Genomic DNA, 22,138 nt, shown 5'->3' on the forward strand with positions numbered 1-22,138 from the left:
ATAAAGGTGAACACGCACTTATAGAGATTTACTACCATCTCCCCCTATGTTCGCCCCATATACGCCAAAAAAGCCGCTTCAAGAGAGGCTGGATCCTCTCTTGAAGCGGCTTTTCGTATGCTTTAACTTAAATTATTCGTAGATGGGCAATACTTGATTCGTCTGGCTGCGGTTGCGGCCAACCGAGAAGATGGCAATCGGAATTCCGGTCAGCTCAGATACACGCTGCACATAATTGCGGGCGTTCTCTGGCAGATCCTCAAGGGTTTTCGCTTGAGAAATATCCTCAGACCAGCCTGGAAGCTCTTCATAGATCGCTTCACACTCTGCCAGCATCTTCAAGCTAGCTGGATAATGCGTGATGATCTCTCCACGGTATTTGTAGCCCGTGCAAATCTTAACCGTCTTCAGTCCAGTCAATACGTCAATCGAGTTCAGCGACAACCCCGTCAACCCGCTTACGCGGCGAGCGTGACGCACGACCACGCTATCGAACCAACCAACACGGCGTGGACGACCAGTAACCGTACCATACTCATGTCCTGTCTCACGGATCGTATCGCCGACTTCATCATTTAACTCCGTTGGGAACGGTCCATCCCCGACACGTGTCGTATAAGATTTAGCTACACCGATGACTTGGTTAATCCGCGAAGGACCCACGCCAGAACCAATGCAGACTCCACCAGCGGATGGATTGGAAGACGTTACGAACGGATAAGTACCTTGGTCGATATCGAGCATAACGCCTTGCGCCCCTTCGAACAGCACCTTCTCTTTCGCATCAATAGCATCATTAAGCACAACAGAAGTGTCAGTCACATATGGACGGATCAACTCAGCATATTCAAGATATTGCTTCAGCACTTCCTCTACATCAAGCGGCTCTGCTCCGTAGACCTGCTGAATCACTTGATTCTTCTCCTTCATCAAATGACGAAGCTTCAATTCAAACTCTTTAGGGTCCATCAAGTCAGCAATCCGGATGCCGTTCCGCGCAGCCTTGTCCATATAAGCCGGACCGATCCCTTTACGAGTCGTACCAATCTTATTCGGACCCTTGCGGTCCTCTTCGAGCGCATCAAGCAGCAAATGATATGGCATGATGACATGAGCACGGTCACTGATCACCAAGTTCTTCGTGCTGAAGCCATTCTCATGGATATAATTAATTTCTTCGAGTAAGGCAGCAGGGTTAACAACCATCCCGTTGCCGATAACGCATTTCTTATCTTCATAGAAGACACCCGATGGAATTAGGCTGAGTTTGTACTTCTTACCGTCAATCAGGATCGTGTGACCGGCATTGTTACCGCCTTGATAACGGGCCACCACATCTGCGCTTTCCGCCAGATAATCCGTGATTTTACCTTTGCCTTCGTCTCCCCATTGGGTTCCTACAACGACTACCGTTGACATGTACATTCCCCCGCCTGGTGCTAAATATCGCACCAATTAATAAATTTATAAGTGGAGCAGCAGCGATCAATGCGCTCGCCCCAGTCTCTAGGACTTCCTACTGAACAACCACAAAAAGCGCTGCTCCTGAGCAGCAATACAAGTTTACCAGCCTCATTTTTCAAAGTCAAATAAAAAACGAACAATCAGACGGATGCCCGTAGGATTGTTCGGATATATGGAAGATGTTCTCTATATTATGCCCGGAGTATTACTTGCCTATCCAGCGAACGCATCAGTGTGCGCCCGTTCATAGTTCGCAAATTTATTGTAATTCTTCAGGAAGACCAGCTCGACGGTACCAACAGGGCCGTTCCGCTGCTTAGCGATAATAATCTCAATAATGTTCTTCTTCTCCGTCTCCTGATTATAGTAATCATCACGGTATAAGAAAGCGACGATATCCGCGTCCTGCTCGATGGAACCTGATTCCCGAAGGTCAGACATCATCGGGCGCTTATCCTGACGTTGCTCTACACCCCGGCTAAGCTGAGACAGTGCAATAACCGGCACTTCCAACTCCCGCGCGATTTGCTTCAGAGTACGCGAAATTTCTGATACCTCCTGCTGCCGGTTCTCGCCAGGTTTGCCCCGTCCGTGAATGAGCTGGAGATAATCGATCACGATCATTCCAAGCCCTTTCTCTTTCTTGAGACGACGGCATTTAGAGCGAATATCGGCAACCGTTACCCCCGGAGTATCGTCAATATAGATCTCCGCCTCCGACAAGGCAGCTATGCCCATTGTCAGCTTGGACCAGTCATCATCACTCTTGAAGTCACCCGTTCGCATCACACTAGCGTCCAAATTGGCTTCAGCGCAAATCATCCGCTGTACGAGCTGAGGGGCTGACATTTCCAGACTGAAGATCGCAACGGTCTCTTTGGCCCGGACCGCCACGTTCTGAGCAATATTCAGCGCGAAGGCCGTCTTACCAACGGAAGGACGGGCTGCTACGATAATAAGGTCGTTGCGCTGGAAGCCGGCCGTCATCTTGTCGAGATCGACGAACCCGGAAGGAATCCCCGTTGTTGTCCCACTATTCTGATGCAGTTCTTCGACACGCTCGAATACTTCCATCACAACATCGCGGATCGCGACGAACCCGCTGCCGGAGCGGCGGTTCGATATTTCTAGAATGCGCCGCTCGGCATCGCTTAATAGGGAAGAGACATCCTCTCCACCGGTATATCCCTCGCTCACGATCTGAGTTGCCGTCCGGATCAGGCGCCGGAGCATCGACTTCTCTTCAATAATCTGCGCATAATACTCCACATTTGCGGCTGTAGGAACTGCATGGGCCAGCTTAGCTAGGTAACTGACACCGCCGGTATCCTCCAGTTCACCCCGATCCTGCAAGCGCGAGGTCAGCGTAACGAGGTCGATAGGTTGGCCCTCTTCTCCAAGCTGTACCATCGCTTCAAAAATAAGTTGATGGGGCTTATCATAGAAGTCCTCGGTCCTCACCCGCTCCATCGCAGTGATTAGCGCTTCAGACTGAAGCAAAATCGCTCCGATCACGGCCTGTTCCGCCTCCAGATTTTGCGGGGGGATCCGGTCGTAAAACAGATCTGTGCTGCTCATTTTACTCCTCCGTTACATGTACCTTGAATGTTGCCTTCACCTCAGGATGAAGCTTCACACTAACCTGAGTTACACCCAGCGTGCGGATCGGCTCGTCCAGTTCGATCTTGCGCTTGTCGATCTTCACCCCAGCCTTACTCATTGCTTCAGCTACTTGCTTGCTCGTAATTGCGCCGAACAAACGGCCGCCTTCGCCGGCTTTTGCTTGAAGCTCAACCGTCATCTCTTCTAACTTCTTGCCAAGTGTAATTGCATCCTGCTTCTCCTGGTCTTTGCGCTTCTGTTCAGCCGCTGTCTGATGCTCCAACGTCTTCACATTGCCCTCAGTTGCTGGGCGGACTAGTCCGCGCGGAATCAGAAAGTTTGTTGCATAGCCTTCCGAGACTTCTTTAATTTCCCCTTTTTTACCTTGACCCTTAACATCCTTCAAGAAGATAACCTTCATTCGAATAACCCCTCTTCCTTATCTATTTGCTCCAGTACCTCCAGCAGTCTCTTCTCTGCTTCGGCCTGGCTGCCCTCTAACTGTGCCGCGGCGTTTGTTAAATGTCCGCCGCCACCAAGCCGCTCCATCACGACCTGGACATTCATGCTCCCGAGTGAACGGGCGCTAATTCCTATTAGACCATCTGGGCGCTCGCTAATGACGAATGAGGCAAGCACATTAGTCATATTCAGCAGCGTATCTGCCACCTGAGCGATAAGCATCTGTGGAATTTTGCGATTCGGCTCCGTGACAGCCAGTGCAACATGACTGTAGATGATCCGGGCATGCTTGATAATGTCCGCCTTGGCGATATACTCCTGTAGGTCCTCCTTCAGGAGCCGCTGTACCATGACCGTGTCAGCGCCCATTCGCCGCAAGAAGGCCGCCGCCTCAAATGTACGGGAGCCCGTATGAAGCGCAAAATGCTTCGTATCTACCGTAATCCCGGCCAGCAAGGCCGTCGCTTCCAGTGGGCTGAGCTCAACCTTCTCATGGATATACTGAAGCAGCTCCGTTACCAGCTCTGCGGCTGAAGAAGCGTATGGCTCCAGATATACCAATACGGCATCATTAATGAACTCTTCACCACGGCGATGATGATCGACGACGACTACCCGTTTTGCTGCGCTCACGAGCCGTGGCTCCATCGTCAGCGATGGCTTATGCGTGTCAACCAGAATCAACAGTGTATTCGGCGTCATCATGCTGAGCGCTTGTTCAGGTGTAACGAAGCGCCTTAACAAGGCGTCCTCCTGCTCAATGCGATCCAAGAGACGAGTAATGCCCGGATTTGGTCCGTCGAGCACAATATGGGCCTCGACATTGTACATATTAGCGGCCTTCAGCACGCCAATCGAGGAGCCAATCACGTCAAAGTCTGGGACGCGATGGCCCATAATAATGACGCGATCGCTCTCTTGCATCAGATCGCGCAGCGCGTGGGCGATGACGCGGGCACGAACGCGCGTCCGCTTCTCTACGGCGCCTGTCTTGCCGCCGTAGAAAGACATGCGTTGACCCGCCTTCACAGCGGCTTGGTCACCGCCCCGGCCGAGAGCCATATCCAGACTGGACTGGGCTAATTCGCCCAGTTCGCTCAGGCTCTCGGTACCGAAGGCCAGGCCGATGCTCAGCGTCATCGGCACCTTGAGGTCCGCCGTCATCTCGCGGACCTCGTCCAGGATCACGAACCGGCTCTGTTCGAGCTGGCTCAGCGACTTCTGATTCATAATCATCAGATAGCGTTCCGACGACAGCCGCCGCAGATAGAGACGATATTGCTTCGCCCAATCGGTAATCGCCGTCGCCACGCGGGCAATCAATGCGGTCCGCTGCTGATCGTCCATCCCCTGTGCAGCTTCATCCAGATTATCGAGCATCACGATCCCGAGCGCAACCTTCTCGTTCTCATAGCGTTCACGCAGCACAGCCAGCTCGGTCATATCATGAATATATATCATTCGTTCATCGGCATCGATCGTCAGCTCATAATAACGTTCATTGACGATAACTTCCACCAAGGACCTGCCACTTCCATGATCCCTCTTATCATGAACAAGCTGTGGTAGTGGCGGCAATAGCTCCGACAAGGAGACGCCAACAACACTCCCCCGACCGAACATGCCGAGCACAAAGCGGTTATGCCATTCAACTGTACGATCCTCGCCATAGAGTAGAAGGCCAAACGGCAAGCGACTCACCGCTTCGCCTTCTACTCGCTTGATCCGGTAAGTCAGATCCGTCACATACTTCACCAGTTCCTTACGGAAGCGACGCTCCGCCTGCAGCATAACATAGGCTAATCCGCCAACTAGGCAAAGACTGACCAGACCGAGGATCCAGTTGTAATAGGAGACAAATATGACAAGCAGCAGCTCGAGCATAAATACCCATACTGTCTGATACCCATACCAACGTTTTTGCAGAAGTTTAGGCATTCCTTTTCACCCTATCGTTTTGATTTCGTTATCATGTCACGCAGTGGAAAGGCAATGTCTGCGATCCCGACAATCCAGAACGGCAGAAACGGTATGAAGACCATCGCGATAACGAGCAATATAGGCAGTACCGGATTCCACTTGCGTTGATAAGCTATGAAAAAGAAGAGGCTTGCAGCCTGAATCATAAATAAAAACTGTAATAACGGCGTCAGATTAACCAAAATGGTCCCGAGGAACCCTTCGCTTATAGCCGCTCCACCAAGCATATTCAGGATGAGGCAAATCAGATAATACCAGATTAAGGAGCGCGGCAAGCGCCAATTGCGGAACGCTGGCATCTTCGGAACGATCAACCCCATGCTGCCCAATGTTGGACGAGAGATCGCCTGAGTTACCGCCGCCATGATAAGCGAACATACAATCAGTGTAAATGGAAGCATCCGTACAGTTAGAGAGGAGAATTGCTGAATCATCTCCGGGGACCATACCAAATTGCTGCCTAGACCAGTTCCTATTGTGCTATCTGCAGCATTTCTAAAAGGTTCCATCATCGTGTTAATCATGTCTTCAATAGCCCATGACAAATGAAAATCAAATAATACCGTACTAATCAGCAGCACTAGCAGAAATTCCACCAAAATCGTGCCCGCTCCCATCATTACTGTTCGGAAAGCAGGTGCCCGCTTCTTATACAACTCTCCCATCACTATAGAAGGGATTATAAAATACAGGGCCTGCAACAGAATGATCGGTCCGCTCGATCCAAACAATATAGCTGCCAAAATCCATGCCGGTACGATATGAAGCAGGAACAACCGCCTCGATAAAGTCGAATATAGCAGGACGGTTGGAACCAAAATGAAAAATACCGTAACCACGGCAAGTGGAGTAGCTAATGAAAACAGGAGCAATAAATAAACAATGCTCCAAGCGACCGATGTCCAGCGCAGTTTCAAAATAAGTTCACCTCTTACGCATATGATCTTCAAGTGTAGAAATGTCCTGATACCAATCTTCGAGCTGATGTCCATCTTGTTTGTGCTTCTTTAACTTCTCCAAAATGGCTTCATCTAAATCTCGATGAGAAATTCCCAGCCTGCGTCCCAATATGTAGCTACTGACGATTAAGCTGGCCAGGCTATCCGTTACCCGTGTCGTGCTGCCTTCCCATAATGCTTTGAATAAACGAGATACGTGATCGACTACTTCTGTTTTGAGCCATTCAATCACTTTGGCGCGTTTGGCCACATCCATTTCCTTATGCATGGCAGACAGCTTTCCACCTTTCCAAAAGAACTTTGCTCTTCATTATAGCATATAGCAACCGCACCAAAACTTGCAAACCTAACAAGGCAATTCAAAAAGTTCGCTTATGATAAGAAAACTTATACTTTTATTTTCTGACGATGGAATCGTCTCTGGTTACGAATTTCTCGCAATATTCTATGATCTGACTACGGCGGACAATACCGATAAATCTCCCCATATCGTCAACAACAGGGACAAAGTTCTGCACTTTGGCCAAATTAATCAAATCCTCCATGTCAGCGTCTATAGAGACTGGTTTATTATCCATCCGAAGCGGCACATCCGCTAGATAAAATTTTGAAGCGTTCTCAAAAGTCACCTTACCATCCGAATTTTTCATATACCAGAGCAGATCACCTTCTGTGACCGTCCCGACATACTCCCCATGATGTCCGATAATCGGTACCGCTGTATAACGGTGATGTTCCATACGTTCCAGCGTCTGTCTAAGCGTTGAATCTATCCTTACGGCAGCAACATCATTTTTCGGCAACAGAAAAAACGCGATATTCATTCGAGTGGAGTCCTCCTCTACCTTTTCATACTCCCCAGTTTAAGGGGGATTATAAGTCATAACAGTGCGTATTTATACATCTACTGAAAATGTCACTTGTGTTCTCTAGCGCAACAAATCGGCAGCCGGAAATCCGGACTGCCGAAATATGAACGTAAGATGGCTTTATATATAGATATGATAGCTAAAATGCACTCATTCTTTGGTTGTCGCAGTTGAATCCTGTTGATCACGGGATTCCGGTGTAAGCAAGTCCTCTGGCTTTGTATCCGGATTGCTCCAGCTATCGATCATTTGCTTGGCGAACTCGAGATCTTCTTTATCTACCGAATCATAGTACACTCCGTTCTTACGGAAGCCTTCTCCCATGATAGTGAATCCTTTAATTGTAGGAGACTCGCCTAGCAATACTTGCTTGGACAAATCAATAATGTAGCTTGGCATCATATCCGTCTTGAAGTTCTCGCCCATCATATCCATTAAATCGGGAATTTTCGAGACTTGGTCCAGTTTCATCATCCGATTGACAATCGCGTTCAAGAAGATCTGATGTCTTCCTGTCCGATTGAAGTCGCTATCCTCGCGGTATCTTACGTAATTCAGTGCCTCTTGTCCATTGTAGAGCGGCTTATTCGCTTTGATCGTAAATTTCTCGTGGTCCTTCTGCTTATTGACGATATCCTTCGTAATCGGGAGCTCTACTCCCCCCAATGCATCAACAATATCACGCAATCCGTGGAAATTAATCGCGGCGTAATAGTCTACAGGATGATCGAGCAACCCTGTTACCGTATCTTTCGCCATCTTTGCTCCGCCAAATGCATAAGCATGGTTAATCTTATCTTCTTTGCCTCTGCCTACGATCTCAGTGTAAGTATCTCGAGGGATTGAGACAAGCAGCACCCGGGATTCTTCCGGACGTACTACCGCATAGATCATCGTATCGGAGCGTGCCGGTTCATTATCCCGCTGATCCACGCCTAGAAGAAGCATGCTGAACGGCTTGAATTTCTCCTCTACCGGAACTTGCTGAGGCTTCTGCTCTTCAACCGGAGCATAGGATTTCTCCAGCTTCTTCTCCACCTGACCCGACAGGAACAGATCAAAGGCCACGACCGACAGCTCTTTCCTGAAAATATATCCGCCAGTCCCAAGTAGCAGCAGGACAGCTACCACAATGAGCGCACGTTTACCTTTATTTTTACGCTTTTTGTCCTTGGATTTGGCTTTATTCTTCAAATGTTGTTTTCGTTCTAGCATCTTTGCCTCCAAAATTAAAAAAGATAAAATAAATGACTCATCTCTAACGACATACTCTTTTTTACATTGTAAACGGATAATTAAAGAAAAAGGCTACAAAAAAGACACGTTACTATTAAAGTTGAATTAAAATAACTCTATCGTCTCGTAATATATCATATTTTGGAATTTGGATACAACTTAGCATATTACATCGAACCTATCATTCTGCCTAATAATAGTAAAGGCCTCACTCTAGTACTAGAGCAGGCCTTGTCTCTTTTCCATAAATTTATAGAGGAAGTTCAAAAAGTTCGCCTTTGATAAGAAAACCTCTAACGAGGCCATTCAAGGATGAGCGACCGCGACTCAAAGGTTGGTTTTCTTGCGATATTGAATTTCATCAGCTCTGCTGATAACTTATAAATTCAATATCTAACACGAAGAAACTCAAGAAGTGAACTCGACATCGAATCTTGAATTCAGCCGGGCCTAAGCGGATGCTTACGAAGTCATGTTTCCTACGGAAACATCTCAGGTGCTCACGTAGGTTTGGCCTACGCTCCGCTCCTCAGCCCCTAGCTTCATCCAACTGAAACGTTTTGTAAAAACGCACATCGGAAGCATAAGCTTCGGTGCTGAAACCGTCCTGTTTGAACACTCACCTATAAGGTTATTCAAAAAATTATTGAAGTGGATAATGACAAGCGACCTGTCTTCCAGGAAGCGCTTCGGTTAATACCGGCTCTACTTGCGAGCACTTACTCTGGGCAAACGGGCAACGAGTATGGAATCGACAGCCTGATGGCGGATTTGCCGGAGACGGAACATCCCCCTGTAGAACGATTCGTTCTCTGCGATCGCTAACTCTAGGTTTTGGAATCGCTGATAGAAGAGCTGCTGTATATGGATGGAGCGGCTCCGCGAATAAGCTCTCCGTCTCTCCTACTTCCACCAACTTACCGAGATACATCACCCCAACCCGATCTGAAATATGCCTAACCACGTTGAGACCGTGGGCGATAAACAGATAGGTCAAACCCAGTTCTTTCTGTAGCTTCATGAGCAGATTGATAACCTGGGATTGAACAGATACGTCCAGGGCGGACACAGCCTCATCAGCTACAATAAATTTAGGATTAAGGGCGATTGCCCGGGCAATACCGATCCGCTGTCTCTGACCACCTGAGAATTCGTGTGGATAACGGTTCCGACGGGAAGCATCGAGACCTACGAGTTCCATCAGGCGAACAACCTCGGAGTCAATCTCCTTGGAAGATAACCTGCGATGGATACGCAAAGGTTCCCCGATAATATCTCGAACGAGAAAACGCGGATTAAGGGATCCGAATGGGTCTTGGAAAATAATTTGCATTTCCTCGCGTAATTCTCTAAGTTCTCTTGATTTTAGCGTCAGCAGGTCGTGGCCTTCGAAACGAAGTTCGCCTCCGGTTGCATGCTGCAGCTGCAGAATAACCCGGCCTAATGTAGATTTTCCGCAACCGGATTCGCCCACAAGTCCGAAGGTCTCCCCTTGCTTAATCGTCAGAGATACATCATCCACTGCTTTTACATGTCCTACTGTTCGATTGAACAGGCCTTTGCGAATTGGAAAATATTTTTTAAGATTATTGATCTCAACTAGATTCTCGGCCGGAGTCGCCTTTGCCGTATTACTCATACATGCCCCTCCTTTATCGGACGATCCTGTTTATTCACGTTCTTATCCTCGAACAACCAGCATGCTGTACGATGATCATCCGTGATCCAGAAGTCGCCCGGTTCCTTGCCTCGACATATATCCTTGACATGAGGGCAGCGTGGGTGAAAACGGCATCCAGATGGAATTTGTCCCAAGCCTGGAATATTGCCTTGAATCGTGAACAGCTCCTTACCACGGTCTCCCTCCAAACCAGGAATCGATTGAAGTAGTCCAACGGTATAAGGATGCGATGGGTTATCAAATATCTCTTGAACCGTCCCCTCTTCTACGATAACACCCGCATACATGACTGCAATACGGTCTGCCATCTCCGCAGCTACGCCCATATCATGAGTAATCAGAATAATAGACATTCCAAGCTCTTCCTTCAGATTACGCAGCAGATCCAATATCTGCGCTTGAACCGTCACATCAAGCGCAGTTGTCGGCTCGTCGGCAATAAGCAGTGCAGGTCTGCACGCGAGGGCGATAGCAATAACGACCCGTTGACACATCCCCCCCGACAATTCATGGGGATATTGCTTAGCTCGCAGCGCCGGATCAGGTATGCCTACTAATTTCAGCAGTTCCACAGCTTCCTTCCAAGCTTCGCTATCGCTGAGACCCCGATGCAGTCTAAGGCTCTCTGCAATTTGATCTCCAATTGTGAATACCGGATTTAATGCTGACATCGGGTCCTGGAAGATCATCGCAATCTTATTGCCACGAATATCTCGCAGATCGTCCTGTTCCATTTTCGCTAGATCCTGACCATGGAACTCAATGTTCCCTTCCAACACCATGCCTCCAGCATAATCGATCAACCGCATTATCGATAGCGCGGTCACACTCTTGCCGCTACCCGACTCACCAACCAGACATAAGGTCTGCCCCTGTTCCAATTGCAGTGATACCTTATCGGTCGCTTTGACGATCCCCTTCTCTGTTACAAAACCGGTCGTTAAATCTCGGATTTGTAGTAATCTTCCCGCCATTTGTCCAGCCTCCTCCGGGATATCATAACTTTATGTCTAGGGTCCAGCGCATCGCGAATCCCATCACCGATAAAGTTAACTGCCAGTACTACAATCAAAATACATAGACCAGGGTAAACGGCCAGCATTGGATCTACCAGCATGAATTCTTGAGCATTACTCAGCATAACTCCCCAGCTTGTTAGAGGAGCTTGAATTCCCAATCCCAGGAATGAGAGAGCTGATTCGCTCAGAATAGCGCTACCTACCATTAATGTCGCGTTAACGATAATTGGAAAGCTTGCGTTACGGAGCAAGTGCCGGAAAATAATCCCCCAACTCGATACGCCAATCGCTTTGGCTGCTTCCACATACTGCATCTCACGCAGCTGCAGGAATACACCCCGTACGAGCCGTGCTACGCCCATCCAGCCGGTTAACGATAGAATCAGAATCATATAACTAAACTTAGATCCGAATATCGAAAGTACTAATATATTAATGAATAGAAGCGGCAATGAGTTCATTACATCGACAATCCGCATAAAGATCGTGTCGATAATTCCACCGAAGTATCCTGAGATGGCTCCTACTAAAGATCCAATAAACACTGCAGCTACGGCAACAGCAAAGCCTACGACTAACGAGATTTGACTACTAAATACCAGCCTGGAGAAGATATCACGGCCCAACTCGTCAGTACCCAGAATATGTCCGTCGGTACCCGCATGCAAATTAGCGCTCAACAAATCAATGTAAGTCGGGTCAAAAGGTGCAATCTTCTTCGCCAGAATAGCCACTAATATAAAGAAAACAAGAATAACTAAGCCAATCATAGCAAACTTGTTATGGGAGAACTTCCTCCAGAATACAAGCCATGCATTTTGGGGTTTATCTGCTACCTTTGAAGCCACGCTATCTGACTGGGAACTACCAAGGGAAGGATCTAGATTAAGCTCTGTCATGCTGCCTTACCTCCTTTACGTCCCAGTTGTACACGTGGATCAACAACGGCATATAGAACATCAGCAACCAGGTTCCCGATGATTACCATGACAGCGGTTACCATTGTAATAGCCATTAATACTGAATATTCGCGTGCAACAGCCATTTCTATGAATAACCGGCCCATTCCCGGCCAGTTGAATACCCGCTCAGTTAATGCGGCTCCACCAACAAGGATCGGCAGATCCAGCCCGAGAATCGTAATGATCGGAATCAGGGCGTTGCGCAGTGCATGACGGAAAATTACCTTACGCTCCGCGACGCCTTTCGCACGAGCCGTGCGAATATAATCCTGGTCTAATACTTCAAGCATACTTGAACGAGAATACTTCACATATGCGGCTAGAAAGCCCAAAGAAAGAACAGTTACAGGCATCAATAAATGTAATATCAAATTGCCTATATTTCCTTCTTGACCCATCGCCCACATATCCGATAAAGGAAGCCAATTTAGCTTAAGCGCAAATAGCTCCTGTAACAGAATCCCGAACCAGAAAGCAGGCATCGCAAAACCGACATAAGAGACGAAAGATGCTATCTGATCGGAAATTCCGTAGGTTGATGTACTATTATAAATCCCCCAAGGAATAGCGATTATTAATGAGAGAAGCCAAGCGACTCCCATTAACACCAACGTATTGCCCACTGTTGGCCAGAGAATATCCCCTACCGGCATATTGTTCTTGAAGGTATGACCCAGGTCTCCTTGTAGCATGTTCCCCAGCCAGCGAAAGTATTGAATATGTATAGGCTGGTCAAGGCCCAGATTATGAGCTTGTACTTTAAGAGCTTCCGGAGACAGGCCTGGTGAGAGCATCATTTGTGTAGGGCCGCCAGGTGCCGCATGAATAAGTCCAAAGGCGACCAATGTGATTAGAAACAATACCAGGACAGATTGAAGTAAACGCCGAACCAAATACTCTGTCATGTCTTTCCTCCTCAAGTTTTGGAGGTTACACACCTTCGCCACCCCCAAGTATGGAAAATAGAGGAAGGAGATTTGTTCTCCTCCCTCTCCATACTGACGCTGATGACGTAACCTATTCTAAATTATTCGACCCACCATTTGATGATATGGTAGAAGTATCCGTATGCTCTAGTCGGCTCCGGACCATCCTCTTCTGGGAATTTAACTTTCGGGCCGATCGCTTGAGGCGTCCCATATTGGTACATGAAGATATATGGTAAATCCGTGGATAATTCATTTGCTGCATCAGCGTAAATTGCCTTACGTTCATTCTGGTCTACAGTCGAGTAACCATCGATCCACAATTGATCCAGCTTCTCGTTCTTGTACCATCCCATATTTTGCCCAGCTTCTGGGAAGTAATGGGAGGAGAAGATGCTCTCTTGGTTAGGGTCTGGATTGCTCAGGGACCAGCCAAGCAGAACAGTCTCATACTTACCTGGGTTAAGGTTCTGCTCTACCCAAGCGGAGAAATCAATCGCCTTAGGAATAAGTTCAATTCCAACTTCCTTGAGGTTTTGCTGCGCAATTGCTGAAATTTGTTCCCGGCGGCTGTTGCCAGCATTATATTGCAATTCAAATGAGAAACGCTTCCCATCTTTCTCCAAAATTCCATCCTTGCTATTTGCCACCCAGCCATCTTCGGCAAGCAGCTTCTTAGCAGCTTCCACATCGTAAGCATAGTTCACTGCCTTATCCCCTGGATCTGCCCAGGATCCTGGCAGGAACGGTGCATTCATCAGAATACCGGTACCCTTCAAGACGTTATCAACCATGCCCTGACGGTTCAATGCATGAGCGATTGCCTGTCTTGCCTTCTGACTAGCAAATGGAATGAATTTATCTTTGAAGTTGTTCGGATCAAAGTTAAAAGAGATAAATTCATAGGATGCTCCCGGCTTATTCGAAATTGTAATGCCTTTTTGATTCTTGACAGCATCCAATTGAGTTAATGGAACGGATTGAACACTATCTACATCGCCTTTCAACAAGGCCTGAACTTCTGTATTTTGATCCGCATAAACTTTATAAATAACCTTACCGATGTGCGGCTTCACTTCACCCCAATAGTTCGAATCTGCTTCGAACGTTAAGTACTGCTTCTGCTTCCATTCTGTCCATTTCCAAGGACCGTTCGATACGGTCTGGGCAGGATCAACACCAAATTTGCTGTTCTTCAATTCCTTTGGATCAACATCCTTCAAGATGTGAGCCGGAGCAATTGTAGAGTTAAGGGTATATCCAAATGGAGCATATACATCCTTCAATGTAATCTTAACCGTCTGGTCATCAATCTTTTCGAGTTTATCAACCTTATCGTACTCACTAATTCCAGGTGCGCCAACTTCAGGATTAGTTATTGTATTAATGGTAAAGATAATATCGTCCACCGTTACTGGCTGACCGTCACTCCATTTCGGAGTTGATTTTAATTTCACGGTATACGTCTTACCGTCTTCTGATATATCCGGAAGGCTCTCTGCCAGGGACCAAGGTTCAACCACGAGGTTACCCGCACGATCCAGATCATAGATCTTGGCAAAGGCAAACAATTCAGCATCCCCTGATGCAGTGTCACTTACAAAAATAGGGTTAATGCTTACGATATCCGATGGGCTACTGAACGTAAACGTCCCGCCATCTTTAGGCGTGCCTGTATCACTAGTATTCTGTTCATCACCTTGCTTGTTATTATCCGTCTGCTGATTCGTATTCTGCGGCTTGTCATTCCCGCCCGCGGAATCTGTCTTCGAGCCTCCGCATCCTGCCAGCAATGCACCCAGCAGCGAGAGTACCATGAACAAAGACATCCAATACCTTTTTTTCGTCATTCTTACATTCCTCCCCGTAATTGAATAATTTTCACACTACACCCATGATCAAACTGCTTCCGATTATCTGTGTACCCTTTTCAGCCCCTTCTGATAGAATCATTGCCCCTTTGATGGTTATACAATGAAGAAATATATTATAAAATAATATATCCAATAAATAACATAGATTAACTTGGTTTTATATTTCCAGAAAAAACAGCTGCATGATACTATTCTTAAAAATGAAGTAGTTAAATCGTGAAACGATTAATCATTCAAGTAAAAAATGCGGGTATAGTCAAAGATGCTTGGAAAGAGAGAAATTCGTGGATGGAACTGATGCATAAATAAACCAAAGGTCAATTGAAAATGCAGTAGATTCTTAGAAGGTAATGTAACTTTTTTTAATTTAGTTAATAATATAACCTAATTCCCCTAATATTCCAAGTACTTTATTATATTTTTTAACGTTTCATTTTTAAACCAACGGGAAATATTAACTTAAGGTATAGTTTGATGTTCTGGAAATGATAGAAAAGCAACTCTGGGCAGAGATCTCCATATTTTTTGACGTTAAAAACAAGCTAGGAAAGTCCTTTTTTTTCACCTCAATCTATGCATATTTCTTGTCGATCTGTAAATAAACTTATAAAATTTCTATTTAAGAAAAAACAGCCTTACTCCAGAAAATTCTGGAATAAGGCTGTTCGTTTTCTCTTGAAACTCTCACATTACTCCGTAGTGTACGGAAGCAATGCTACTTGACGGGAGCGTTTGATCGCAACTGTCAAGAGACGTTGGTATTTTGCACTAGTGCCGGTTACACGGCGTGGCAAAATCTTACCACGTTCACTGATGAATTTCTTCAACAGCTCAGTATCTTTATAGTCAATGTGAGTAATTTTATTCACAGTGAAGAAGCACACTTTACGACGTTTGTTACGTCCGCCGCGGCGAGCCGGTCTCTTGTCGTCTCCGCCTTCTCTTTGCTTGAAGCTCATGCTTTTCAGTCCTTCCTTATTAGAATGGCAAATCGTCATCCGATATATCGATCGGTTTCCCGTCATCAGAGAATGGATCATCCTGTTGATTGCTGCGCGAATAATTGTTATTATTGCTGCGGCCTGCGTTACCGCCTCCAATAGGATTATCCTCCCGCTGTCCGCCGCCAGATCCACCTTCACGGCTCGATTCCAAGAAACGGACATTATCAGCAATGACTTCGGTGACGTAGACACGTTTACCTTCGTTATTTTCATAATTCCGCACTTGAATGCGTCCTTCAACGGCAACCAGACGACCTTTACGCAAGTAATTCGCGCATGTCTCGGCAAGCTGTCTCCAGGTTACAACTGGAATGAAGTCCGCTTCTCGTTCGCCACCTTGCGATGTGAACGGTCTATCAACAGCTACAGTGAACTGAGTAACAGCCACTCCGGATGGTGTATATCTTAGCTCCGGATCCTTGGTAAGACGTCCGATCAGAATAACACGGTTCAACAATCAAATCCCCTCCTTACGGGCAAATGTTTACTAAACTTAGTACATATTAGGCTACGTCTTTTGTAATGAGATAACGGATAACCTCGTCGGAAATCTTCAAAATCCGCTCAAGCTCGGCAACAACTTCAGGAGTTGCTGTGAAATTCACGAGAACGTAAATTCCATCACGAATTTTGTTAATCTCATACGCAAGCCGGCGTTTGCCCATTACGTCATGCTTAGTAATTTCACCGCCGTTTTGGATGATGCCTTGGAATTTTTCGACTAAAGCTTGAACAGCTTCTTGCTCAAGTTCAGGACGAAGAATATACATCACTTCGTATTTGCGCATTTGTTTCACCTCCTCTTGGACTATGGCCCCCAAATCATTTCGCTTAGGAGCAAGGAACGAGCATAAACTCGAACTATATTAATATACCAAATCAGAACCGCCAACGCAAGCTCACACATTTTTAAGCCGAACCCTGCGCACAATATAAGTGCGATTACAATCTTATTATGATTCCCTTAAATCTCAGAAAGGAGACATTTACCATGGGTGAAAGAACAGAATACGAAGAAGGCGACAAGGCTCCAAATCCAGGAATATATACGGAGGTTGGTGAAGCGCGAAGCTTCCATACTCAAGTCAACAACCCCAAACAGATTAAGATGGAAAAAGGCGATACTTTCCCTGAGACCAGCAATAAGAATCGCAAATGGAAAAAAGCTGAGAAGGCTCGTGTTCATTAATACAGAGCATTTGCCGCCTAAGGTAAAAAGAATTTCGTAATTTATTTTTCCAGGTTGAATAAAAAGTATTACTCTGAGCATAATACACTTCAGACGGCGATAGCGTAGAGAGGTGTGGTTCCGTTGAACCAATCAGCGAGTAACGACGCTTTAGGAGACTAATTTACATTAGCCAAGAGAGGTGTGGTTCCGTTGGGCCAGTCAGCGAGTAACACCGCTTTAGGAGTCTTATTCACTGTCGAGAGTAGAAACCAAGATAATAACGGTTTATTGAAGACCCCTCTTCGATAAGACGTGTCGCGAATGATCGCATATCAACGTTTCTGAGTTCGTTAGAAAAAGAATTCCAATAAGCTTCGCCGTCGACCAGAAAAGGACCTGTAAAAAGGTCCTTTTCCCTTTTGTATGTGCGAGCCATCTGACGTATTGTTCCTGAAATACCAAAAAGATCTTCCACACATTTGTGTAGAAGATCTTGAATTTCAAAGCTATGGCGGAGAGGGTGGGATTCGAACCCACGCACGCCTTGCGACGCCTAGTTGATTTCGAGTCAACCCCCTTGGGCCTCTTGGGTACCTCTCCTTACAGCAAGAATGATTATATCATGATTTATGAACATTTGCAACAGTGTCCCTTCATGACTTCAAGCATTTTTCATTCATTGTCTGTAGCTTCTGTCTCAGAGGCAGTGGAGCGCAGCACCTTCTTCATATTCTTCTCAAACTTGGCTCTTGGAACAAGCACACTGTGCTTACATCCAACACATTTGATACGAATATCCATCCCCATCCGGATAATCTCCATCTCATTACTGCCACATGGGTGATTCTTCTTCATTTGAACAATGTCACCTAGCTGAAACTGTTTCCGCTCCATTTTGCCTTCCCCCTTTATTCTCTAAGTGAAATATCACTCAAGTCTGGCATAGCTTAACTGCCAAGTTTAGCGCTCTCCTCCTGCTCCAGCGCTTCCTTTGCATACATCTGCATCAGACGTTCCGCTTCCGATCTGGCACCCGGCTGACATTCCACAGCGATCCGTATTACGTATTCACTGGCCGTTAAAGACTGGATTCCAAGTACATTCGGCACCTGTTCAATCTCATCATGCTTCTCTTTCATTTCACGCATAGCCTTCTCCAGCAATTCAATGCTATCCTCAAGCTTCTTCGTATTACTGAAGGGCAGATCAATTACCGCCAGCGCAGTCCCGATGGAATAATTCGTCACATTGGCAATCATGCCATTGGGAATGATATGCACCTCTCCTGTCCAGCTTACCAATCTCGTCGACCTTAGCCCAATCATCTCAACCGTACCTTTTAGTGCGCCAGTCTGAATGACGTCGCCTACCGCAAACTGATCCTCTAATATGATAAAAAATCCAGTTATTACATCTTTAACCAAACTTTGCGCACCGAAACCAATGGCCATCCCCAGTACTCCAGCCCCTGCGATCAATGGACCAAGTTGGAAGCCAAGCTCCCCAAGCACAATTAATACCATAATAAAGTTGCTAATGACCGAAGTCATATTTTTCAACAGCTCACCAACCGTCACAAATCTGCGTGGATTTACTTGCAGTCTTCCCTTCTCTTTCCTCTGCAGAGAACGATCAATAATCCGGAAAATAATTCTTACCAATATACGAGTTAATATGAAGATCAAAATAATCCGTACGGCAGCCCACATGAAATTCTGCCACATATCCATATCGGTGAACCAGCTTATCATGCCATCCGTCCATTTCTTTGCTGCTTCCACCGCTTCTGCCGGATCATCAATTGTCGTCTCCCCACTTAATAAGCCTATCATTTATTCATATCCTCTCCTATCAGTGGTGTTCAAAAAGGCCAGTTTTCAGCACCGAAGCCTATGTTTCCGATGTGCATTTTTTCAAAACGCTTTAGTTGGATGAAGCTAGGGTCTGAGAAGCGAAGCGTTACGTTTTGGGTACGTGAGTACCTAAGATGTTTCCGTAGGAAACATAACTTCGTAAGCATCTACTTAGGCCCAGCTGAATTCAAGATTCGATGCCAAGTTACTTCTTCATTCACTTCGTGTTAGATATAGAATTTATTCGTTATCAACGGAGTTGATGAATTTCTATATTGCAAGAAAACCTACCTTTGAATTACGGTCGCTCCTCCTTGAATGACTTCGATCAGTTTTCTTATCAAAAGCGGACTTTTTGAACTACTTCTATAAGCTGATGTTGTCATATTCTCCTGTTTCACGGCGCATATAGATGCCGCGAATCTCCACTTGCTCCCGAGCTACAACGTCCTTCACCACAGTCAAGAATTGTTGAGGAAATTGAATGGACAACGCACAACCCGCTGTAATCTCTTTCGGGGTCGGGCATAAGTCTATCTCTACCTCAGCATATTCAAGCAGCATTTCGGCACGCAGCGCTTGTTGGGTAGAATCGAAGGCCATTACCAGCCAGTCTTCCAAAGTCTAGTCTCCCCTTTTTTAGAACGCTCTTTTTATGAACTATGACTTAAGTACGAGTATATATTCCCCTCGATTTCCATATACTATCTACTACCGTTACAAGAGTGGCATAGGTATAGATTCATGTCTATGTAACCTATTTTAATACGCGTGAAAGGAAGATACCATGTCTCAGATTCAACCACCGCTACGCAGCCAGGACATCCCTTACTTGAAGATCGCCCACACCGAACCTGGTATTAAATCCGTCATTATTCACCGCCTCTTGCTGCACTTCGCTAAAGTGTGCCCGGGCCAGGATATCGTCATCGTATGCATCGGTACAGATCGTTCTACTGGAGACTGTCTTGGACCTTTAGTCGGCACTTCATTGTCTAAGTGGAATAGCAAGCACTTTCACGTCTATGGCACCTTGGAGGAGCCTGTGCATGCGATGAATTTAAGAGATACCCTACAGCAAATTAATGAAAAATTCAACCAACCCTTTATTATCGGGATCGATGCTTGCCTTGGGCAGACCTCCAGCGTCGGCTCCATTCAAGTCGTACAGGGGCCGCTGCGTCCTGGAGCTGGGGTAAATAAAGAATTACCGCCGGTCGGCGATATCCATCTTACGGGAATCGTCAACGTCGGCGGTTTTATGGAGTATTTCGTATTGCAGAACACAAGGCTTAGCCTTGTTATGCGTTTATCTGAGATTATCGCCAGCAGCGTCTATGCTGCTATTAAAGAATGGAATCGCTCGTTCATTCCCCTGATCCAGCGAGAGCAATAGCTTCCAATTCCTCTGGGGAGAGCGCATGCGGCGACTCTCCCTTTGCCAGGGGCTTAGCATATACATAGGACCCGTCACGATTGTAAAGTCCAGTAATGACCACACCATCCTTAGCATCATTAACTATCGCAATAGAGAAGCTTAGATCATTTCCACGTTCACCAAATGCATTGTAACGTTTAATACCGATCTTTGACTTCTGCTTAGGAAGTAATTGGCTAATCGCCGATATCTCTGCACTTTGCTTCGTCTGGAGCTCTTCAATTTTGTCCTGCCCTAGCTTCAAATCGATGAGCAAGCTCTCTAAATCTTCAACTCCGGTGCCGCCCATCATCAATTCATATTTCTTGCGTATCTTTCTAAGCTTACTGCCTTGGATGAAGTTCCAAATCAACAGCCATAAGAACACTACCACCAAACCAACTACAATCCATACCATCTGATCTAAAAAGAGCTCATTCCATTCCCGCATGCTTTTTCCCCTCTATGCCTAATATGACTCAGTAATCCTCTTTATAGCTAACACTAAAGCGTCGACATCATCAACCACAGTATTGTAACCTATGCTGGCGCGTACCGCGCCACCCTTCATCGTACCTGCTGTCATATGCCCTAAGGGAGTACAATGATAGCCTGCCCTTACAGCAATTCCATAATCCTTATCTAATAGAAAAGCGACCTCTGAAGCATCCCTATCTGCTATAACAAAGGAGACAATTCCTGTCCGGTCTTTGCCAATCTCCGGCCCAAGCATTGTTAATCCGGGGATTTCTGATAATCCCACCATTAACCTCTGAGTCAATTCCCACTCGTGCCGATATATACTCTCCGGGCCTTGTTCAAGAATATACTTAACGCCTTCTCCCAATCCAGCGATGCCTACCGTATTTGCGGTTCCTGCTTCATAACGGTCTGGACGTACAGCAGGCTGTTCTAGCTCTTCAGACTGGCTCCCCGTCCCTCCATGGAGTAAAGGAACCAAATCAATCTTCGAACTAATATATAAGCCGCCCGTTCCCTGCGGACCAAGCAGTCCTTTATGTCCTGGAAAGGCCAGCAAATCCACACCCAGTTCCTCGACATCTATTGGATAATTTCCAGCCGTCTGAGCGGCATCCAATAGCATAACGGCCCCATATTCATGGGCAAGCTGACTCATCTTACGCACAGGAGCTATACTTCCCAGCAAATTCGAGCTATGGGAACAGACCACCAGAGCTGTATTAGAACGGAAGCTGCTTCGCAGTAGCCCCATTTCCATTTCACCCAACGGACTGACCGGAATATAATCCACTTCTATCCCTATTGTCCTGCGTAGGAATTCCAGTGGCCTTCTGACAGAGTTATGTTCCACCATCGTGGCAATAACATGATCCCCCGGCTTTAACCATCCCTTGATCGCCAAATTCAATGCTTCTGTTGTATTTGACGTAAAGACAATATCATTTGGATTGGAAATATGGAACAATTTTGCCAGCAAGGATCGGGTGCGGAACAATTTTCTCGCAGCCACTAGTGCCATCCCATGATTACCGCGCCCCGAACTTCCAACCTGTCCCTCTATCATTTCCAGCATCACCTTGCCTACACCTGGGGCTTTAGGCCAGGATGTAGCAGCGTGGTCCAAATATATTGCGGGCTGATTGACCATCGTTTCCCCCCTCTGCCTTCATCTGACAA

The 22,138-nt window shown here is 46.4% G+C and carries 23 protein-coding genes and 1 tRNA gene; 2 read left to right on the top strand and 22 right to left on the bottom strand.

The features are described from left to right. Positions 1–132: 132 nt before the first annotated feature. From EI981_RS28705 to rpsF, 16 genes are all read right to left on the bottom strand, one after another. On the bottom strand, positions 133–1,419 hold the full coding sequence (locus EI981_RS28705) for an adenylosuccinate synthase (RefSeq protein WP_127004128.1): 1,287 nt from the start codon (positions 1,417–1,419) through the stop codon (positions 133–135). A gap of 258 nt (positions 1,420–1,677) precedes the next feature. Further along, a complete protein-coding gene (gene dnaB / locus EI981_RS28710) occupies positions 1,678–3,042 on the bottom strand; it encodes a replicative DNA helicase (RefSeq protein ID WP_127004130.1) in 1,365 nt (454 codons plus the stop codon). Between the two features lies 1 nt (position 3,043). After that, positions 3,044–3,487: a 50S ribosomal protein L9 gene (gene rplI / locus EI981_RS28715; RefSeq protein ID WP_127004132.1), complete on the bottom strand. Its 444-nt coding sequence runs from the start codon at positions 3,485–3,487 to the stop codon at positions 3,044–3,046. After that, positions 3,484–5,466 carry a DHH family phosphoesterase gene (locus EI981_RS28720; RefSeq protein WP_127004134.1) on the bottom strand — a complete coding sequence of 661 codons (1,983 nt, stop codon included), beginning with the start codon at positions 5,464–5,466 and terminating at the stop codon, positions 3,484–3,486. Before EI981_RS28720 ends, rplI begins: the two co-directional genes overlap by 4 nt. A gap of 11 nt (positions 5,467–5,477) precedes the next feature. Further along, complete coding sequence (locus EI981_RS28725; RefSeq protein ID WP_127004136.1) at positions 5,478–6,425, bottom strand: DUF2232 domain-containing protein; 948 nt, start codon at positions 6,423–6,425, stop codon at positions 5,478–5,480. Between the two features lie 7 nt (positions 6,426–6,432). Continuing rightward, positions 6,433–6,735, bottom strand: coding sequence for a MazG-like family protein (locus tag EI981_RS28730; protein WP_193556416.1), 303 nt, complete (start codon positions 6,733–6,735; stop codon positions 6,433–6,435). A 127-nt stretch (positions 6,736–6,862) separates the two neighbouring features. Continuing rightward, entirely contained in the window at positions 6,863–7,291 is a 429-nt protein-coding gene (locus tag EI981_RS28735) for a CBS domain-containing protein (protein WP_127004140.1), read from the bottom strand. Positions 7,292–7,486: 195 nt separating this feature from the next. Beyond that, positions 7,487–8,551 (bottom strand): LCP family protein, encoded by a 1,065-nt coding sequence (locus tag EI981_RS28740; RefSeq protein ID WP_127004142.1) that lies wholly within the window; start codon positions 8,549–8,551, stop codon positions 7,487–7,489. A 664-nt stretch (positions 8,552–9,215) separates the two neighbouring features. After that, the gene (locus tag EI981_RS28745) at positions 9,216–10,211 is read right to left on the bottom strand and encodes an ABC transporter ATP-binding protein (RefSeq protein WP_127004144.1); all 996 of its coding nucleotides are present in this window, start codon (positions 10,209–10,211) and stop codon (positions 9,216–9,218) included. Next, complete coding sequence (locus tag EI981_RS28750; protein ID WP_127004146.1) at positions 10,208–11,227, bottom strand: ABC transporter ATP-binding protein; 1,020 nt, start codon at positions 11,225–11,227, stop codon at positions 10,208–10,210. Before EI981_RS28750 ends, EI981_RS28745 begins: the two co-directional genes overlap by 4 nt. Beyond that, the gene (locus EI981_RS28755; RefSeq protein WP_127004148.1) at positions 11,194–12,171 is read right to left on the bottom strand and encodes an ABC transporter permease; all 978 of its coding nucleotides are present in this window, start codon (positions 12,169–12,171) and stop codon (positions 11,194–11,196) included. Before EI981_RS28755 ends, EI981_RS28750 begins: the two co-directional genes overlap by 34 nt. Further along, positions 12,168–13,139: an ABC transporter permease gene (locus EI981_RS28760; protein ID WP_127004150.1), complete on the bottom strand. Its 972-nt coding sequence runs from the start codon at positions 13,137–13,139 to the stop codon at positions 12,168–12,170. The genes EI981_RS28755 and EI981_RS28760 overlap by 4 nt, the downstream gene beginning before the upstream one ends. 122 nt (positions 13,140–13,261) lie before the next feature. Next, positions 13,262–15,010, bottom strand: a complete 1,749-nt coding sequence (locus EI981_RS28765; protein WP_127004152.1) for an ABC transporter substrate-binding protein — start codon at positions 15,008–15,010, stop codon at positions 13,262–13,264. Positions 15,011–15,723: 713 nt separating this feature from the next. Continuing rightward, complete coding sequence (gene rpsR / locus EI981_RS28770; RefSeq protein WP_127004154.1) at positions 15,724–15,993, bottom strand: 30S ribosomal protein S18; 270 nt, start codon at positions 15,991–15,993, stop codon at positions 15,724–15,726. Positions 15,994–16,012: 19 nt separating this feature from the next. Further along, complete coding sequence (gene ssb, locus EI981_RS28775) at positions 16,013–16,495, bottom strand: single-stranded DNA-binding protein (RefSeq protein WP_127004156.1); 483 nt, start codon at positions 16,493–16,495, stop codon at positions 16,013–16,015. 46 nt (positions 16,496–16,541) lie between these two features. Continuing rightward, positions 16,542–16,826 (bottom strand): 30S ribosomal protein S6, encoded by a 285-nt coding sequence (gene rpsF, locus EI981_RS28780; RefSeq protein ID WP_127004158.1) that lies wholly within the window; start codon positions 16,824–16,826, stop codon positions 16,542–16,544. A 203-nt stretch (positions 16,827–17,029) separates the two neighbouring features. Here rpsF and EI981_RS28785 point away from each other — a divergent pair, with 203 nt between their 5' ends. Continuing rightward, positions 17,030–17,227, top strand: a complete 198-nt coding sequence (locus tag EI981_RS28785) for a YjzC family protein (protein WP_127004160.1) — start codon at positions 17,030–17,032, stop codon at positions 17,225–17,227. 491 nt (positions 17,228–17,718) lie between these two features. On the opposite strand, the gene EI981_RS28790 is transcribed toward EI981_RS28785, so the two are convergent. The 4 genes from EI981_RS28790 to EI981_RS28805 all read right to left on the bottom strand — a co-directional run bounded on the left by EI981_RS28790 (position 17,719) and on the right by EI981_RS28805 (position 19,683). Further along, positions 17,719–17,809: transfer RNA gene (locus tag EI981_RS28790), tRNA-Ser, on the bottom strand. A 72-nt stretch (positions 17,810–17,881) separates the two neighbouring features. Further along, positions 17,882–18,103, bottom strand: coding sequence for a DUF951 domain-containing protein (locus tag EI981_RS28795; protein ID WP_127004162.1), 222 nt, complete (start codon positions 18,101–18,103; stop codon positions 17,882–17,884). 53 nt (positions 18,104–18,156) lie between these two features. After that, positions 18,157–19,041 carry a mechanosensitive ion channel family protein gene (locus EI981_RS28800; RefSeq protein ID WP_127004164.1) on the bottom strand — a complete coding sequence of 295 codons (885 nt, stop codon included), beginning with the start codon at positions 19,039–19,041 and terminating at the stop codon, positions 18,157–18,159. A 387-nt stretch (positions 19,042–19,428) separates the two neighbouring features. Further along, positions 19,429–19,683 (bottom strand): putative Se/S carrier protein, encoded by a 255-nt coding sequence (locus EI981_RS28805; RefSeq protein WP_127004166.1) that lies wholly within the window; start codon positions 19,681–19,683, stop codon positions 19,429–19,431. A 166-nt stretch (positions 19,684–19,849) separates the two neighbouring features. On the opposite strand from EI981_RS28805, the gene yyaC reads away from it, so the two are divergent. Further along, on the top strand, positions 19,850–20,458 hold the full coding sequence (yyaC, locus tag EI981_RS28810) for a spore protease YyaC (protein WP_127004168.1): 609 nt from the start codon (positions 19,850–19,852) through the stop codon (positions 20,456–20,458). Here the strand turns inward: yyaC and EI981_RS28815 are convergent. Then, positions 20,430–20,930: a DUF4446 family protein gene (locus EI981_RS28815; RefSeq protein ID WP_127004170.1), complete on the bottom strand. Its 501-nt coding sequence runs from the start codon at positions 20,928–20,930 to the stop codon at positions 20,430–20,432. The genes yyaC and EI981_RS28815 overlap by 29 nt on opposite strands. Before the next feature lie 18 nt (positions 20,931–20,948). After that, positions 20,949–22,109: an aminotransferase class V-fold PLP-dependent enzyme gene (locus EI981_RS28820; protein ID WP_127004172.1), complete on the bottom strand. Its 1,161-nt coding sequence runs from the start codon at positions 22,107–22,109 to the stop codon at positions 20,949–20,951. Positions 22,110–22,138 lie beyond the last annotated feature (29 nt).

Origin of the sequence: Paenibacillus lutimineralis (assembly GCF_003991425.1) — a bacterium.
In the GTDB taxonomy this organism is placed as follows: Bacteria; Bacillota; Bacilli; order Paenibacillales; family Paenibacillaceae; genus Fontibacillus; species Fontibacillus lutimineralis.

Coding starts and splice junctions, on each gene's coding strand:
- EI981_RS28705 (WP_127004128.1), bottom strand. CDS start 1,419: ATGTCAACGGTAGTCGTTGTAGGAACCCAATGGGGAGACGAAGGCAAA.
- dnaB (WP_127004130.1), bottom strand. CDS start 3,042: ATGAGCAGCACAGATCTGTTTTACGACCGGATCCCCCCGCAAAATCTG.
- rplI (WP_127004132.1), bottom strand. CDS start 3,487: ATGAAGGTTATCTTCTTGAAGGATGTTAAGGGTCAAGGTAAAAAAGGG.
- EI981_RS28720 (WP_127004134.1), bottom strand. CDS start 5,466: ATGCCTAAACTTCTGCAAAAACGTTGGTATGGGTATCAGACAGTATGG.
- EI981_RS28730 (WP_193556416.1), bottom strand. CDS start 6,735: ATGCATAAGGAAATGGATGTGGCCAAACGCGCCAAAGTGATTGAATGG.
- EI981_RS28735 (WP_127004140.1), bottom strand. CDS start 7,291: ATGAATATCGCGTTTTTTCTGTTGCCGAAAAATGATGTTGCTGCCGTA.
- EI981_RS28740 (WP_127004142.1), bottom strand. CDS start 8,551: ATGCTAGAACGAAAACAACATTTGAAGAATAAAGCCAAATCCAAGGAC.
- EI981_RS28745 (WP_127004144.1), bottom strand. CDS start 10,211: ATGAGTAATACGGCAAAGGCGACTCCGGCCGAGAATCTAGTTGAGATC.
- EI981_RS28750 (WP_127004146.1), bottom strand. CDS start 11,227: ATGGCGGGAAGATTACTACAAATCCGAGATTTAACGACCGGTTTTGTA.
- EI981_RS28755 (WP_127004148.1), bottom strand. CDS start 12,171: ATGACAGAGCTTAATCTAGATCCTTCCCTTGGTAGTTCCCAGTCAGAT.
- EI981_RS28760 (WP_127004150.1), bottom strand. CDS start 13,139: ATGACAGAGTATTTGGTTCGGCGTTTACTTCAATCTGTCCTGGTATTG.
- EI981_RS28765 (WP_127004152.1), bottom strand. CDS start 15,010: ATGACGAAAAAAAGGTATTGGATGTCTTTGTTCATGGTACTCTCGCTG.
- rpsR (WP_127004154.1), bottom strand. CDS start 15,993: ATGAGCTTCAAGCAAAGAGAAGGCGGAGACGACAAGAGACCGGCTCGC.
- rpsF (WP_127004158.1), bottom strand. CDS start 16,826: ATGCGCAAATACGAAGTGATGTATATTCTTCGTCCTGAACTTGAGCAA.
- EI981_RS28785 (WP_127004160.1), top strand. CDS start 17,030: ATGGGTGAAAGAACAGAATACGAAGAAGGCGACAAGGCTCCAAATCCA.
- EI981_RS28795 (WP_127004162.1), bottom strand. CDS start 18,103: ATGGAGCGGAAACAGTTTCAGCTAGGTGACATTGTTCAAATGAAGAAG.
- EI981_RS28800 (WP_127004164.1), bottom strand. CDS start 19,041: ATGATAGGCTTATTAAGTGGGGAGACGACAATTGATGATCCGGCAGAA.
- yyaC (WP_127004168.1), top strand. CDS start 19,850: ATGTCTCAGATTCAACCACCGCTACGCAGCCAGGACATCCCTTACTTG.
- EI981_RS28815 (WP_127004170.1), bottom strand. CDS start 20,930: ATGCGGGAATGGAATGAGCTCTTTTTAGATCAGATGGTATGGATTGTA.
- EI981_RS28820 (WP_127004172.1), bottom strand. CDS start 22,109: ATGGTCAATCAGCCCGCAATATATTTGGACCACGCTGCTACATCCTGG.